Source organism: Mycobacterium tuberculosis complex sp. N0072 (assembly GCF_030323725.1).
Taxonomy (GTDB): domain Bacteria; phylum Actinomycetota; class Actinomycetes; order Mycobacteriales; family Mycobacteriaceae; genus Mycobacterium; species Mycobacterium tuberculosis.
This window is the reverse complement of record NZ_CP040689.1, coordinates 4,298,080-4,315,050: the sequence shown is the minus strand read 5'-3', so window position 1 is coordinate 4,315,050 and position 16,971 is coordinate 4,298,080. Positions and strand designations below refer to the sequence as shown.

Sequence of the window (16,971 nt, the reverse complement as noted above, 5' to 3'; positions counted from 1 at the left end):
GACAAAACATCGAGCGCGTGCGAGCCTGCATTGCTGGAGACGCGTATGACTGGTTATGACGCGATAGTTATCGGCGCCGGGCACAACGGGCTGACCGCGGCAGTGCTGCTGCAGCGAGCCGGACTGCGGACCGCGTGTCTGGACGCTAAGCGCTACGCCGGCGGGATGGCCTCCACGGTGGAGCTGTTCGACGGGTACCGGTTCGAGATCGCCGGATCGGTGCAGTTCCCGACCTCCTCGGCGGTCAGCAGCGAGTTAGGCCTGGACAGCTTGCCGACGGTCGATCTGGAGGTGATGTCGGTAGCGTTGCGCGGTGTCGGGGACGATCCGGTGGTCCAATTCACCGACCCGACGAAGATGCTTACCCACCTCCATCGGGTGCACGGGGCAGACGCCGTCACCGGGATGGCGGGCCTGCTGGCGTGGAGCCAGGCGCCGACCCGGGCGCTGGGGCGTTTCGAAGCCGGAACTCTGCCCAAGAGCTTCGACGAGATGTATGCCTGTGCCACAAATGAATTCGAACGGTCAGCGATCGATGACATGCTGTTCGGATCGGTCACCGACGTGTTGGACCGCCATTTCCCGGACCGCGAGAAGCACGGCGCCCTGCGCGGGTCGATGACCGTGCTGGCCGTGAACACGCTCTATCGCGGGCCGGCCACACCGGGCAGCGCTGCCGCGCTCGCCTTCGGATTGGGTGTCCCGGAGGGCGACTTCGTGCGGTGGAAGAAATTGCGCGGTGGCATCGGCGCGCTTACCACCCATCTGTCGCAATTGCTGGAACGCACCGGCGGCGAGGTCCGGTTACGTTCCAAGGTGACCGAGATCGTGGTTGACAATAGTCGGTCGTCAGCCCGCGTGCGGGGCGTGCGCACCGCGGCGGGGGACACCTTGACCTCCCCGATCGTGGTCTCCGCCATAGCACCCGACGTCACCATCAACGAGCTGATCGATCCGGCAGTGTTGCCGTCGGAAATCCGCGATCGCTATTTGCGCATCGACCACCGCGGCAGCTATCTGCAGATGCATTTTGCGCTCGCGCAGCCACCGGCCTTCGCGGCGCCCTACCAGGCACTCAACGATCCAAGCATGCAGGCATCGATGGGCATTTTCTGTACACCGGAGCAGGTTCAGCAGCAGTGGGAGGATTGCCGGCGTGGGATCGTCCCGGCCGATCCGACCGTGGTGTTGCAGATCCCGTCGCTGCATGATCCCAGCCTGGCCCCGGCGGGTAAGCAGGCCGCGTCGGCGTTCGCAATGTGGTTCCCGATCGAGGGTGGCTCAAAATACGGAGGGTACGGCCGGGCAAAGGTCGAAATGGGGCAGAACGTGATCGACAAGATCACTAGGTTGGCACCGAACTTCAAAGGCAGCATTCTCCGGTACACCACCTTTACCCCCAAACACATGGGTGTGATGTTCGGTGCCCCGGGTGGGGACTACTGCCATGCCCTGCTGCACTCGGACCAGATCGGCCCCAACAGGCCTGGCCCGAAAGGCTTTATCGGCCAGCCGATCCCGATAGCCGGGTTGTACCTGGGCAGTGCCGGTTGTCACGGTGGGCCGGGAATCACGTTCATCCCTGGATATAACGCCGCCCGTCAGGCGCTGGCCGATCGTAGGGCTGCCAACTGTTGCGTTTTGAGGGGTCGGTAGTTGTCGGTGGTGTGCTGTAGGAACAGATGGATGAATTTGGCGGTGTGGGCGGAGCGCAACGGTGTTGCGTGGGTGATCGCGTATCGCTGGTTTCGAGCCGGGCTGTTGCCGGTTCCGGCGCAGCGAGTGGGTCGGCTCATTCTGGTGAACGATCCGGCAGTCGAGGAGTCTGGGCGCGGGCGGACGTTGGTGTACGCGCGGGTATCGTCAGCGGATCAGAGGTCCGATCTGGATCGGCGGGTCGCGCGGGTGACCGCGTGGGCCACATCGCAACATCTCTCTGTCGACAAGGTGGTGGCCGAGGGTGGTTGGGCGTTGAATGGACATCGCCGTAAGTTTTTTGCGCTGCTGGGTGATCCGGTGGTGACGCGGATCGTGGTGGAGCACCGGGATCGGTTCTGCTGGTTTGGCTCTGAGTACGTCGAGGCCGCTCTTGTCGCCCAGGGCCGGGAATTGGTGGTGGTCGACTTGGCTGAGGTTGATGACGACCTGGTGGGCGATATGACCGAGATCCTGACCTCGATGTGTGCTCGGCTCTATGGTGAACGCGCTGCACAGAACGGGGCCAAGCGTGCCCTTGCTGCTGCGGTCGGGGACGCGGAGGCAGCTTGATGGCCAGATTCGAGGTGCCAGAAGGCTGGTGTGTGCAGGCGTTCCGGTTCACGCTGGACCCAACCGAGGACCAGGCCCGCGCGCTGGCGCGGCATTTCGGCGCTCGCCGCAAGGCCTACAACTGGGCGGTCGCTACTTTGAAAGCCGATATCGAGGCGTGGCGCGTTACTGGTATCGGGACTGTCAAGCCGTCGCTGCGGGTGCTTCGTAAACGGTGGAACACCGTCAAGGACGAGGTGTGTGTCAACGCCGAGACCGGGGCGGTGTGGTGGCCGGAGTGCTCGAAAGAGGCTTACGCCGACGGCATTGGCGGCGCTGTCGATGCGTACTGGAACTGGCAGAACTCCCGATCCGGTAAACGTGAGGGCAAGACAATGGGCTTCCCCCGGTTCAAGAAGAAAGGCCGCGATCAGGACCGCGTGACATTCACGACCGGAGCGATGCGCGTCGAACCTGATCGCCGTCATCTCACACTTCCGGTCGTCGGGACCGTCCGTACGCACGAGAACACACGCCGGATTGAACGGCTCATCGCCACAGGCCGGGCGCGGGTGCTGGCAATCTCGGTGCGCCGTAACGGCACCCGGCTCGACGCCAGTGTGCGGGTCCTCGTGCAACGCCCGCAGCAGCCCAACGTGGCACAGCCCGGTTCACGGGTTGGCGTTGACGTCGGGGTGCGCCGGCTGGCCACGGTCGCCAACGAGGCGGGCGCAGTGCTCGAAGAAGTGCCCAATCCACGGCCACTCGACGCGGCACTCAAAGAGCTACGGTACGCCAGCCGTGCGCGGTCGCGGTGCACGAAAGGCTCACGGCGCTACCGCGAGCGCACCACCGAGATTTCCCGGCTGCATCGCCGGGTCAACGATGTCCGCACTCATCACCTGCATGTCCTGACAACACGATTGGCTCAAACCCACGGCCACATCGTTGTTGAAGGTTTGGACGCTGCGGGGATGCTGCGGCAAAAGGGGCTTCCCGGCGCCCGCGCCCGCCGGCGCGGACTGTCGGACTCGGCCCTGGGCACTCCGCGCCGGCACTTGTCCTACAAGACGGGCTGGTACGGGTCGGCGCTGGTGGTCGCCGACCGCTGGTTCCCGTCGTTAAGCGTGGAGCCGACCGTAAGACCGGGCCTTGCCCGGCTGGTGGCTGTGAAGCGCGGAAGGGAGGCAGCCGCATGGCTGCCGAACAACCCCGAGACGGGGTGCAAGTCGCGTGACCACTAAAGATCGCTCGCTTGCAACGGCTTAGCGTCCAACCGGGTGAACTCGTTGTGTCGATACAGCTTCACACACTCGGCACGTCTGACCTTGCCGCTCGTGGTGATCGGAATCGAGCCGGGCGCCACCAGAACCAGATCCGACACGCTCAATCCATGCGAGGTGGATATCGCCGAGGTGACTTCACGCGTGACGAAGCTCAGCCTCTCTGTGTCCAAGTTGCCGCGGTTGTTGAGTTCGACGATGGCAACGAGCTTCTCCACGCCATTGCTCGGAACCGCTATCGCCGCACAGCGGCCCCGAGTGATCTCCTGGATCGTTGCCTCGATGTCGTCGGGAGAATGATTGCGGCCGTAAACAATCAACAGATCCTTTATTCTGCCGATGATGAAAAACTTGTCCTCAGACACGAAGCCCGAGTCGCCAGTTCGTAGCCAAGGCCCTACGGGTGTGCCGGCCGAGGGAGCGACCAGTGCTCCTCCGAAGGTGCGTTCAGTCTCGTCAGGCTTTTCCCAATAGCCGCCGGCGACATTGTCGCCGTGTACCCAGATCTCACCGATTGTTCCGGGTGGGCACTCGGTATTGGTGTTGGGATCGACGATCCGAACAATGGGTGATTGCGGCAGCGGGTAACTGACCAGAGCTGTGCCCGCCCCGGTTGCGCACGGCTTGGCCTGCCCAGCGGAAAGTTCGTGGGGTTCGAAGTAACGGATTTCTGGGGGTTGGCCGGCTTGGCTGGTCGCCACATACACCGTGGCTTCCGCGAGTCCGTACGCGGGCCGAATTGCGAATTCTCGAAGATTGAAACGGCTAAACCGGTCGACAAAGCGCTTGAGGGTCGCCGGATGCACCCTTTCACTGCCGCAGAGGATGGTTTTGATCCGTCCAAGGTCGAGCCCGGCCAAGTCGTCATCTATTGCTTTTGCTGCCGTCAGTTCGAAGGCGAAGTTCGGTGCCGCCGAAAACGCCTGGCCCTCGCGTGCCATCAATTGCAGCCACCGGGCTGGTCGCTGCAGAAACGCCACCGGGCTTGTGAGCACAGCGCCGCATCCTACGATAATCGGCGCACAAACTCCCAGAACCAAACCCATGTCATGATAGAACGGTAGCCACGACATAATGAAAAGGTCCAATGGCGGTACGGCTCCGGTGTCGGCGAAATAGGCGGAAATCATCTGCTGGAAATTTGCCAATATATTCTTGTAGGTAATCATTACACCGGCAGGTGTGCGGGTCGATCCCGACGTATACTGCAAATATGCGGTTGTTTGGAGAGAATCGTCCACAATATTAGATCGTATCGGCGAGTCCAGATCTAGTTGATCGACCGCAACCGTTGGCGGGCTGGCAATACCGGGCGGTGGCGTAACGCGCGGGACGACATCGCCCATTATCGCGGATGTTGTCAGAACGACATTGGGTTTCGCGTCACGCACTACCGCGTCAACACGTTCATCGCTGGCGCCGCCGAGCGGAGCCGAAAGTGGAACCGCAATAAGACCGGCCTGTAAAGCGCCCAGAAAAGCAACAATATAATCGAGTCCTTGTGGGGCCAATATCACTGCACGGTCACCAATTGCGGCATGGCGGCGGACTTCTGCTGCAACGTTTAGGGTTCGCCGATACACCTGCGACCACGTCAGGCTTTCACTTATGCCCTCCGAATCCCGTTCGTAATCGATGTAAGTGAATGCCGTGCCGTCCGGGTGCAGGTTGACGCACTGGCGCAACATCGAGGGGATGGAAAGCGAAACCATGAAGCGTCAGACTACCGGCCCGGCGTGGAAGATAGCGCGCGCTCAGGCCGCGAACTTCAGACTGCGGCAGACCGCGGGCTGCCCATGCCACGACAAACCGAAGTAGGGCCCAGTGCCCCAGTAGCACAGCCGCTTAGAACTAAAGAGCCACCAAAGACACAGCTACATCGAAGGATTGCTAGTTAGGCTACGTATCGCCTCCGGCATTGGGCTTGGGGTCGGCGGCGTCAGGCACTGGTGCAGATAGGGGTGCATGGACGTTGGCTGAACCACGTGTGACTCCGGTTGCTGTTATCGGCATGGCTTGCCGGCTGCCCGGCGGGATCGATTCCCCCGAGTTGTTGTGGAAGGCGTTGTTACGAGGCGACGACCTGATCACCGAGGTGCCGCCGGACCGGTGGGATTGCGACGAGTTCTACGACCCGCAGCCGGGCGTGCCCGGTCGGACGGTGTGCAAGTGGGGCGGTTTCCTGGATAACCCCGCGGATTTCGATTGCGAGTTCTTTGGCATCGGCGAGCGGGAGGCGATTGCGATCGATCCGCAGCAACGTCTGTTGCTGGAGACGTCCTGGGAGGCCATGGAGCACGCCGGTCTTACTCAGCAAACGCTGGCAGGCTCGGCGACCGGCGTGTTCGCGGGTGTCACCCATGGTGACTACACGATGGTGGCGGCCGACGCCAAACAATTGGAGGAGCCGTACGGATATCTGGGCAACAGCTTCAGCATGGCGTCGGGCCGGGTCGCCTACGCGATGCGACTGCACGGTCCGGCAATAACCGTTGATACCGCATGCTCGTCCGGCCTGACGGCCGTGCACATGGCGTGTCGCAGCCTGCACGAGGGTGAAAGCGACGTTGCCTTGGCGGGGGGTGTCGCCTTGATGCTGGAGCCACGCAAGGCCGCTGCTGGATCCGTTTTGGGCATGTTGTCCCCGACCGGACGTTGTCGCGCGTTCGATGTCGCGGCTGACGGGTTCGTGTCAGGCGAGGGTTGTGCCGTGGTGGTGCTCAAGCGGTTGCCGGATGCATTGGCCGACGGTGACCGGATCCTGGCGGTAATTCGTGGCACGTCCGCAAATCAGGATGGCCACACGGTCAATATCGCGACGCCTTCGCAGCCCGCACAGGTTGCGGCTTATCGAGCGGCGTTGGCTGCCGGTGGCGTGGACGCCGCGACGGTCGGCATGGTCGAAGCGCACGGCCCCGGCACCCCGATCGGTGACCCCATTGAATATGCAAGTGTCTCCGAGGTGTATGGGGTCGACGGCCCGTGCGCACTCGCATCGGTGAAGACCAACTTCGGACACACCCAGTCGACCGCCGGGGTGCTAGGGCTAATCAAGGTGGTTCTCGCTCTGAAACATGGTGTGGTTCCACGTAATCTGCACTTCACTCGGCTGCCCGATGAGATTGCTGGCATCACCACCAACCTCTTCGTGCCCGAGGTGACCACACCGTGGCCCACCAACGGTCGTCAGGTGCCCCGGCGGGCGGCAGTGTCGTCTTATGGGTTCTCGGGAACGAACGTGCACGCTGTTGTGGAGCAAGCTCCGCAAACCGAAGCCCAGCCCCACGCGGCGAGCACCCCCCCGACCGGCACCCCTGCCTTGTTCACGCTGTCCGCTTCCTCGGCCGACGCGCTGCGGCAGACTGCTCAGCGGTTGACCGACTGGATACAGCAGCACGCCGACTCCCTGGTGCTCTCGGATCTTGCGTACACGCTGGCGCGGCGGCGTACGCACCGGTCGGTGCGCACGGCGGTCATCGCGAGCAGCGTCGACGAGCTGATTGCCGGCTTGGGCGAGGTCGCCGACGGTGACACCGTTTACCAGCCCGCGGTGGGGCAGGATGACCGCGGGCCGGTCTGGTTATTCTCCGGGCAAGGGTCGCAGTGGGCAGCGATGGGCGCCGATCTGCTGACGAACGAATCGGTGTTCGCCGCGACCGTTGCGGAGCTAGAGCCATTGATCGCCGCGGAGTCCGGGTTCTCGGTCACCGAGGCGATGACGGCGCCCGAGACCGTGACTGGCATCGACAGAGTTCAGCCGACCATCTTCGCGATGCAGGTCGCGTTGGCAGCCACGATGGCGGCATACGGAGTGCGCCCGGGCGCCGTGATCGGCCACTCAATGGGTGAGTCGGCCGCGGCTGTGGTCGCAGGAGTGCTGTCAGCCGAAGATGGGGTACGCGTCATCTGCCGACGATCAAAACTGATGGCGACGATCGCCGGTTCCGCGGCGATGGCGTCGGTGGAGTTGCCTGCCTTAGCTGTGCAGTCGGAATTGACCGCTCTAGGCATCGACGATGTGGTGGTCGCCGTGGTGACCGCGCCGCAGTCCACCGTGATCGCCGGAGGCACCGAGTCGGTGCGCAAGCTGGTCGACATATGGGAGCGGCGAGACGTGCTGGCGCGGGCGGTGGCCGTCGACGTGGCTTCGCATTCGCCGCAGGTGGATCCGATCCTCGACGAGTTGATAGCTGCGCTGGCCGACCTGAATCCGAAAGCTCCTGAGATTCCCTACTATTCGGCGACGCTTTTCGACCCGCGCGAAGCGCCGGCGTGCGACGCGCGTTACTGGGCCGACAATTTGCGCCACACCGTGCGGTTCTCCGCTGCGGTGCGCTCGGCGCTCGACGACGGGTACCGAGTCTTCGCCGAGCTTTCGCCGCACCCGCTGCTGACCCACGCGGTCGATCAGATTGCCGGCAGTGTAGGCATGCCGGTTGCCGCGCTGGCCGGTATGCGGCGGGAGCAGCCATTGCCGCTGGGGCTCCGTCGCCTGCTGACGGATCTGCACAACGCTGGTGCGGCAGTGGACTTCTCGGTGCTCTGTCCCCAAGGCCGCTTGGTCGATGCTCCGCTGCCGGCGTGGTCGCACCGGTTCCTGTTCTATGACCGCGAAGGCGTTGACAATCGGTCGCCGGGTGGCTCCACGGTAGCCGTGCACCCGTTGTTGGGCGCACACGTGCGATTGCCCGAAGAGCCGGAACGCCACGCCTGGCAGGCCGATGTTGGTACCGCAACCTTGCCCTGGTTGGGCGATCACCGGATACACAACGTGGCTGCTCTTCCAGGGGCCGCCTACTGCGAGATGGCGTTGTCTGCGGCCCGTGCCGTCCTCGGCGAGCAGTCCGAAGTACGCGACATGCGCTTTGAGGCGATGCTGCTGCTGGATGACCAGACCCCGGTGTCCACCGTGGCAACGGTGACCTCGCCCGGTGTCGTCGACTTCGCCGTCGAGGCCTTGCAGGAAGGCGTTGGGCATCACTTGCGGCGTGCGTCGGCGGTGCTGCAGCAGGTATCCGGCGAATGCGAGCCGCCGGCGTACGACATGGCCTCCTTATTGGAAGCCCACCCTTGCCGCGTGGACGGTGAGGATCTGCGCCGGCAATTCGACAAGCACGGTGTGCAATATGGTCCGGCCTTCACAGGCCTGGCCGTGGCCTATGTCGCGGAGGATGCGACCGCCACAATGCTGGCCGAAGTCGCGCTGCCCGGCTCGATTCGTTCGCAGCAGGGCCTGTACGCAATCCACCCGGCCCTCCTGGATGCCTGTTTCCAGTCGGTCGGCGCGCATCCCGATAGCCAGTCGGTAGGTAGCGGCCTATTGGTGCCGTTGGGGGTGCGCCGAGTCCGTGCCTATGCTCCGGTGCGTACCGCTCGCTATTGCTACACGCGGGTGACCAAAGTCGAGTTGGTCGGCGTCGAGGCCGATATCGACGTGCTGGACGCGCACGGCACGGTGTTGCTGGCCGTGTGCGGACTGCGAATCGGTACGGGAGTGTCCGAGCGCGATAAACACAATCGGGTGCTGAATGAGCGCTTACTCACCATCGAATGGCACCAGCGTGAGCTGCCCGAGATGGACCCCTCTGGCGCTGGAAAATGGCTGCTGATCAGTGACTGCGCTGCCTCTGATGTGACCGCTACCCGGCTAGCGGACGCGTTTAGGGAACACAGCGCGGCGTGCACGACGATGCGGTGGCCACTGCACGACGACCAGTTGGCCGCCGCCGACCAGCTACGCGATCAAGTTGGTAGCGACGAGTTTAGCGGCGTGGTCGTGCTCACCGGGTCGAACACCGGTACGCCGCATCAGGGGAGCGCGGATCGCGGCGCTGAGTACGTTCGCCGGCTGGTGGGTATCGCTCGCGAATTGTCAGACCTTCCCGGGGCGGTGCCGCGCATGTACGTCGTGACGCGGGGTGCCCAGCGGGTGCTGGCCGACGACTGCGTCAATCTTGAGCAGGGCGGGCTGCGTGGTCTACTGCGGACGATCGGCGCCGAGCACCCTCACCTGCGTGCCACCCAGATCGACGTGGACGAACAGACCGGTGTCGAGCAGCTGGCACGCCAATTGCTGGCCACGTCGGAAGAAGACGAGACCGCCTGGCGAGACAACGAGTGGTACGTGGCGCGCTTGTGTCCGACCCCGTTGCGTCCTCAGGAGCGGCGCACCATCGTCGCGGATCATCAGCAGAGCGGCATGCGCCTGCAGATCCGTACCCCCGGCGATATGCAAACGATAGAGCTGGCCGCGTTTCACCGCGTTCCACCAGGACCAGGACAGATCGAGGTTGCGGTCCGTGCGTCCAGCGTCAACTTTGCCGATGTACTCATCGCTTTCGGTCGCTACCCCAGCTTCGAGGGACACCTGCCCCAGCTGGGCACGGATTTCGCCGGCGTGGTGACCGCGGTCGGACCAGGCGTCACTGACCACAAGGTTGGTGACCATGTTGGTGGCATGTCGCCTAACGGCTGCTGGGGCACATTCGTCACGTGTGACGCTCGGCTGGCCGCGACGCTGCCACCGGGCCTGGGTGACGCACAGGCCGCTGCGGTGACCACCGCGCACGCCACCGCCTGGTACGGACTGCATGAGCTCGCCCGGATTAGGGCGGGTGACACGGTGCTAATTCACTCCGGCACCGGCGGGGTCGGACAAGCGGCGATCGCTATAGCCCGCGCGGCGGGCGCTGAGATCTTCGCCACCGCCGGTACCCCACAGCGTCGAGAGCTATTGCGCAACATGGGTATTGAGCATGTCTATGACTCGCGCAGCATCGAGTTCGCCGAGCAGATTCGGCGGGACACTAACGGCCGGGGTGTCGATGTCGTGCTCAACTCGGTGACCGGCGCCGCGCAACTTGCCGGGCTGAAACTGCTCGCCTTCCGGGGACGGTTCGTCGAGATTGGCAAGCGCGACATCTATGGTGACACCAAGCTGGGGCTCTTTCCCTTCCGGCGCAACCTGTCCTTCTACGCCGTAGACCTGGGGTTGCTGTCTGCGACACACCCAGAAGAGCTGCGCGACCTGCTCGGCACGGTCTATCGCTTGACCGCAGCCGGCGAGTTGCCGATGCCGCAGAGCACCCATTACCCCCTCGTCGAGGCGGCCACCGCCATCCGTGTGATGGGCAACGCCGAGCACACCGGCAAACTCGTCCTCCACATCCCACAGACCGGAAAAAGCCTCGTTACCCTGCCTCCGGAACAAGCTCAGGTGTTCCGTCCCGACGGCTCCTACATCATCACCGGCGGCCTCGGTGGGCTAGGGCTGTTCCTGGCCGAGAAGATGGCCGCGGCCGGTTGCGGCCGGATCGTGCTGAATTCCCGCACCCAGCCGACGCAAAAGATGAGGGAAACGATCGAGGCCATCGCGGCGATGGGCTCTGAAGTCGTGGTGGAATGCGGTGACATCGCCCAACCGGGTACCGCGGAGCGGTTGGTGGCGACCGCTGTGGCCACCGGGCTTCCGGTACGAGGCGTGCTACACGCGGCCGCGGTGGTCGAGGACGCCACCTTGGCCAATATCACCGACGAGTTGCTGGCGCGCGACTGGGCGCCAAAGGTTCACGGTGCCTGGGAGTTGCATGAAGCAACCAGCGGACAGCCGCTTGACTGGTTCTGCTTGTTTTCGTCGGCGGCAGCTCTCACCGGCTCGCCGGGACAGAGTGCCTACTCAGCGGCCAACAGCTGGCTGGACGCCTTCGCGCATTGGCGGCAAGCTCAGGGCCTGCCGGCTACCGCGATCGCGTGGGGAGCCTGGTCGGATATCGGCCAGTTGGGGTGGTGGTCGGCATCGCCCGCGCGGGCTTCGGCATTGGAGGAAAGCAACTACACGGCGATCACTCCCGACGAAGGTGCTTACGCGTTCGAGGCGCTATTGCGCCACAACCGCGTCTATACCGGCTATGCCCCGGTCATCGGAGCCCCGTGGCTGGTCGCCTTCGCAGAGCGCAGCCGGTTTTTCGAAGTGTTCTCCAGCAGCAACGGTTCGGGCACAAGCAAATTCCGCGTCGAGCTGAACGAGCTGCCACGCGACGAGTGGCCGGCGCGGCTTCGGCAGCTGGTCGCCGAGCAGGTCAGCCTGATTCTGCGGCGCACCGTCGACCCTGACCGCCCGCTACCCGAGTATGGACTTGATTCGTTGGGCGCACTAGAGCTGCGCACTCGGATCGAGACCGAGACCGGAATCCGGTTGGCACCCAAGAACGTCAGCGCCACGGTGCGGGGCTTAGCGGATCACTTGTATGAACAGCTGGCGCCCGACGACGCTCCTGCTGCCGCGCTGTCGTCACAGTAAGAACGTTTCGCCGCATACGTATTCCGCACGCGCTGAAATAGGAGCTATTAGTGCGAATAGGACCAGTAGAGTTGTCAGCGGTCAAAGACTGGGACCCAGCGCCCGGCGTGTTAGTTTCGTGGCACCCAACACCTGCCTCGTGCGCGAAAGCCCTTGCAGCGCCGGTGAGTGCTGTGCCTCCCAGTTATGTACAAGCCAGACAAATTCGGAGCTTTTCTGAGCAGGCTGCCCGGGGGCTCGATCACTCGCGGCTGCTCATTGCGTCCGTTGAGGTGTTTGGTCACTGCGATCTGCGCGCCATGACCTATGTCATCAATGCGCACCTTCGTCGGCACGATACATACCGCAGCTGGTTCGAGCTTCGAGATACCGACCACATCGTTCGGCACAGCATCGCCGATCCGGCGGATATCGAATTTGTTCCGACCACACATGGCGAGATGACGAGCGCGGACCTGCGACAGCACATCGTGGCGACACCGGATTCGCTTCATTGGGACTGCTTCAGCTTCGGAGTCATTCAGCGAGCAGACTCCTTCACGTTCTATGCCAGCATCGATCATCTGCATGCGGACGGTCAGTTCGTAGGAGTCGGACTCATGGAGTTCCAGTCGATGTACACCGCGCTGATAATGGGTGAGCCACCGATTGGGTTATCGGAGGCTGGCAGCTATGTGGACTTCTGCGTCAGGCAGCACGAGTACACCTCGGCGTTGACCGTCGATTCCCCGGAGGTGCGCGCGTGGATCGACTTCGCCGAAATCAATAACGGAACTTTCCCGGAATTTCCGCTGCCCCTCGGAGATCCGTCTGTACGCTGCGGCGGCGACCTGCTCAGCATGATGCTAATGGACGAGCAGCAAACACAGCGATTCGAATCCGCCTGCATGGCGGCGAACGCTCGTTTCATTGGTGGCATGCTGGCTTGCATCGCCATCGCGATACACGAGTTGACCGGCGCCGATACCTATTTTGGAATTACTCCCAAAGATATCCGCACACCAGCCGACCTTATGACGCAGGGGTGGTTCACCGGGCAGATCCCGGTGACCGTTCCAGTCGCCGGATTGTCCTTTAACGAGATTGCACGAATCGCGCAGACCTCCTTCGATACTGGTGCGGATCTGGCGAAAGTGCCGTTCGAACGGGTCGTCGAATTGTCGCCGTCGCTGCGCAGGCCCCAACCGCTTTTTTCCCTGGTGAACTTTTTCGACGCACAAGTGGGACCGCTCTCGGCGGTGACGAAACTGTTCGAGGGCCTCAACGTTGGTACCTACAGCGACGGGAGGGTCACCTATCCGCTAAGTACGATGGTCGGTCGTTTCGACGAGACCGCGGCGAGCGTGCTATTCCCAGATAATCCGGTCGCTCGCGAATCCGTTACCGCATATCTGAGGGCAATTAGATCGGTGTGTATGCGCATTGCCAACGGTGGGACGGCGGAACGTGTAGGCAACGTCGTTGCGCTTTCCCCAGGCCGGCGAAATAACATCGAAAGGATGACATGGCGGTCTTGTCGCGCGGGTGATTTTATCGATATCTGCAATCTAAAGGTTGCGAATGTGACGGTAGATAGAGAAGCTTAGTGGTTGCGCACGTAAATTCGTCAGGTGACCGATCCCCTGCTGTCTCACTCGCCTCACAGCGACCACCACGGCTGGCGCTCAAGGCGGGCACGTGCGGAGCAGATGAGGAATGTGCGACGTCTTGATGCAGCCTGTCAGAACACCGAGACCCTCGACGAACTTACGATCGAAACCGCTTAGGCCAACCGGTGACGGGGGTGTCTTTCCGCGGCTAGGGCGCCTTATCGTCCGAAGGCCGTGGGTGGTGATCGCCTTCTGGGTCGCGCTTGCGGGTCTGCTTGCGCCGACGGTGCCGTCCCTGGACGCGATCTCCCAGCGGCATCCAGTGGCGATTCTGCCATCGGACGCCCCGGTGTTGGTCTCGACCCGGCAGATGACCGCGGCATTTCGTGAAGCCGGGTTGCAGAGCGTTGCGGTGGTGGTGCTCAGCGATGCCAAAGGGCTCGGCGCGGCCGATGAACGCAGCTACAAAGAGCTGGTTGACGCCCTGCGACGCGATACTCGAGACGTCGTGATGCTCCAGGACTTCGTCACCACACCGCCCCTGCGGGAGCTCATGACCAGCAAAGACAATCAGGCCTGGATCCTGCCGGTCGGCCTTCCCGGCGACCTGGGTTCGACCCAGTCCAAGCAGGCGTACGCCCGCGTCGCTGACATCGTCGAACACCAGGTCGCAGGCTCGACACTGACGGCTAACCTGACCGGGCCCGCGGCCACCGTCGCCGATCTGAACCTCACCGGGCAACGGGACCGCAGTCGCATCGAGTTTGCGATCACGATCCTGTTGTTGGTCATTTTGCTGATCATCTACCGGAATCCGATCACCATGGTGTTGCCATTGATAACAATTGGCATGTCCGTGGTGGTTGCACAGCGCCTCGTTGCAATAGCCGGCTTGGCGGGCCTCGGTATTGCTAACCAGAGCATTATTTTTATGAGCGGGATGATGGTCGGTGCGGGAACGGATTACGCGGTATTTCTGATTAGTCGATATCACGACTATTTACGGCAGGGCGCGGATTCGGATCAAGCCGTCAAGAAGGCATTGACATCCATCGGTAAGGTGATCGCCGCATCCGCGGCTACCGTAGCAATCACCTTTCTCGGGATGGTGTTTACCCAACTGGGAATTCTCAAAACGGTTGGTCCGATGTTGGGAATCTCGGTAGCCGTGGTCTTCTTCGCAGCTGTCACACTGCTACCCGCCCTGATGGTGCTGACCGGGCGTCGCGGTTGGATCGCGCCGCGCCGTGACCTCACCCGGCGCTTTTGGCGGAGTTCGGGGGTGCACATCGTGCGTCGGCCCAAGACTCATCTGCTCGCCAGCGCGCTGGTGCTGGTTATTCTGGCCGGCTGCGCAGGACTGGCCCGGTACAACTACGACGATCGCAAGACGCTTCCGGCTTCCGTCGAGAGTTCGATCGGGTATGCCGCGTTGGACAAGCATTTCCCGTCTAACCTGATCATTCCCGAGTACCTGTTCATCCAATCCTCGACGGATCTGCGCACGCCGAAGGCTCTCGCCGACCTAGAGCAGATGGTGCAGCGGGTGAGCCAAGTGCCGGGTGTCGCGATGGTCAGGGGCATTACCCGACCCGCTGGACGGTCGCTGGAGCAGGCCCGGACGTCCTGGCAGGCTGGCGAAGTCGGCAGCAAGCTGGATGAGGGTTCCAAGCAGATCGCTGCGCACACCGGCGACATCGACAAACTGGCCGGTGGAGCCAACCTGATGGCGAGCAAACTCGGCGACGTACGGGCCCAAGTTAACCGGGCCATATCCACGGTCGGCGGCCTCATCGACGCGCTGGCGTACCTTCAGGACCTGCTCGGGGGCAACAGGGTTCTCGGCGAACTGGAAGGCGCGGAGAAGCTGATCGGCAGCATGCGGGCACTCGGTGACACCATTGACGCGGATGCGAGCTTTGTAGCGAACAACACCGAGTGGGCAAGCCCGGTGCTGGGGGCGCTGGATAGCAGCCCGATGTGCACTGCCGATCCGGCTTGTGCCAGTGCGCGCACCGAACTGCAGCGTTTGGTCACAGCGCGCGACGACGGAACGCTGGCAAAGATATCTGAGTTGGCTCGACAGCTGCAGGCCACGCGCGCAGTGCAGACCCTGGCAGCCACCGTGTCCGGATTACGCGGGGCGCTGGCCACCGTCATCAGGGCGATGGGTTCACTGGGGATGAGCAGTCCTGGTGGTGTGCGATCCAAGATCAACCTGGTGAACAAGGGGGTCAATGATCTCGCCGACGGGAGCCGGCAACTGGCTGAGGGCGTGCAGTTGTTGGTCGACCAGGTGAAGAAGATGGGTTTCGGGTTGGGCGAGGCCTCGGCGTTCCTATTGGCAATGAAGGACACCGCGACCACGCCGGCGATGGCGGGGTTCTATATTCCCCCGGAGTTGTTGTCGTATGCCACCGGTGAGAGCGTCAAAGCCGAGACGATGCCGTCAGAGTATCGGGATCTGCTAGGCGGGCTGAATGTAGACCAACTCAAAAAAGTCGCGGCGGCCTTCATTTCACCCGACGGCCACTCAATACGGTATTTGATACAAACCGACCTGAATCCATTCAGCACTGCTGCCATGGACCAAATTGACGCGATCACGGCGGCCGCTCGAGGGGCGCAACCAAATACCGCACTGGCCGATGCCAAGGTGTCTGTCGTCGGATTGCCCGTCGTTCTCAAGGACACGCGCGACTACTCCGATCACGACCTCCGATTGATCATCGCCATGACCGTCTGCATCGTTCTGCTCATATTGATCGTTTTGCTGCGTGCGATTGTGGCACCGCTGTATCTGATCGGCTCGGTTATCGTATCGTACCTGGCGGCGCTCGGTATTGGCGTTATCGTGTTCCAATTTTTACTCGGTCAGGAAATGCATTGGAGCATTCCGGGATTGACCTTCGTTATATTGGTCGCGGTGGGCGCAGATTACAATATGCTGCTTATTTCTAGGCTGCGTGAAGAGGCCGTCTTGGGGGTGCGTTCCGGTGTCATCCGGACCGTGGCCTCAACAGGTGGTGTGATCACTGCGGCGGGTTTGATCATGGCTGCCTCGATGTACGGTCTGGTATTCGCCAGCTTGGGTAGCGTGGTTCAAGGTGCGTTCGTCCTAGGGACCGGGCTTTTGCTGGATACCTTCTTGGTGCGTACCGTTACCGTGCCCGCCATTGCCGTGTTGGTTGGGCAGGCGAACTGGTGGTTGCCGTCAAGCTGGCGGCCGGCAACCTGGTGGCCCCTTGGCCGACGCCGTGGCCGTGCCCAACGAACCAAACGTAAGCCGTTGTTGCCCAAGGAAGAAGAAGAGCAATCACCGCCCGACGACGACGATCTGATCGGTCTTTGGTTACACGACGGGCTCAGGCTTTAGGATCTCTTCGCAGTTGAGGGTGTGAGGTAGTCGGCGCGTCGTTGCCGGGGTAGGGGTCGAGGTCTTTCGATGATGGGCGGTTCCACGCTGCCCAAAAGGAAGACCTCGGCGTGTCTGCCCGAGGTCCGCCCTCAGTTCACGCTCGACGACGGGCGCCAACGGGCTGCCCCTCCGGGC

General features: G+C 62.7%; 6 protein-coding genes and 1 pseudogene. 6 read left to right on the top strand and 1 reads right to left on the bottom strand.

What is annotated here, in order from left to right; translation table 11 throughout:
* The first annotated feature begins 45 nt into the window (after window positions 1-45).
* The 3 genes and pseudogenes from FF952_RS20155 (at window position 46) to tnpB (ending at window position 3,484) form a co-directional block, all read left to right on the top strand.
* On the top strand, window positions 46-1,656 hold the full coding sequence (locus tag FF952_RS20155) for a phytoene desaturase family protein (RefSeq protein ID WP_003902755.1): 1,611 nt from the start codon (window positions 46-48) through the stop codon (window positions 1,654-1,656).
* 30 nt (window positions 1,657-1,686) lie between these two features.
* On the top strand, window positions 1,687-2,268 hold the full coding sequence (locus tag FF952_RS20150) for an IS607-like element IS1537 family transposase (protein WP_003420870.1): 582 nt from the start codon (window positions 1,687-1,689) through the stop codon (window positions 2,266-2,268).
* Window positions 2,268-3,484 (top strand): annotated as a pseudogene (gene tnpB, locus FF952_RS20145) (IS607 family element RNA-guided endonuclease TnpB). The gene FF952_RS20150 and the pseudogene tnpB overlap by 1 nt, the downstream one beginning before the upstream one ends.
* Before the next feature lie 3 nt (window positions 3,485-3,487).
* Here the strand turns inward: tnpB and fadD23 are convergent.
* Window positions 3,488-5,242, bottom strand: coding sequence for a long-chain-fatty-acid--CoA ligase FadD23 (gene fadD23, locus FF952_RS20140; protein WP_003899713.1), 1,755 nt, complete (start codon window positions 5,240-5,242; stop codon window positions 3,488-3,490).
* 206 nt (window positions 5,243-5,448) lie between these two features.
* On the opposite strand from fadD23, the gene pks2 reads away from it, so the two are divergent.
* From pks2 to mmpL8, 3 genes are all read left to right on the top strand, one after another.
* Window positions 5,449-11,829 (top strand): phthioceranic/hydroxyphthioceranic acid synthase, encoded by a 6,381-nt coding sequence (pks2, locus tag FF952_RS20135; RefSeq protein ID WP_003905168.1) that lies wholly within the window; start codon window positions 5,449-5,451, stop codon window positions 11,827-11,829.
* Between the two features lie 50 nt (window positions 11,830-11,879).
* Entirely contained in the window at window positions 11,880-13,415 is a 1,536-nt protein-coding gene (gene papA1, locus FF952_RS20130) for an acyltransferase PapA1 (RefSeq protein ID WP_003899711.1), read from the top strand.
* A 109-nt stretch (window positions 13,416-13,524) separates the two neighbouring features.
* Window positions 13,525-16,794 carry a sulfolipid-1 RND transporter MmpL8 gene (gene mmpL8 / locus FF952_RS20125; RefSeq protein WP_003908351.1) on the top strand — a complete coding sequence of 1,090 codons (3,270 nt, stop codon included), beginning with the start codon at window positions 13,525-13,527 and terminating at the stop codon, window positions 16,792-16,794.
* The last annotated feature ends 177 nt before the right edge of the window (window positions 16,795-16,971 follow it).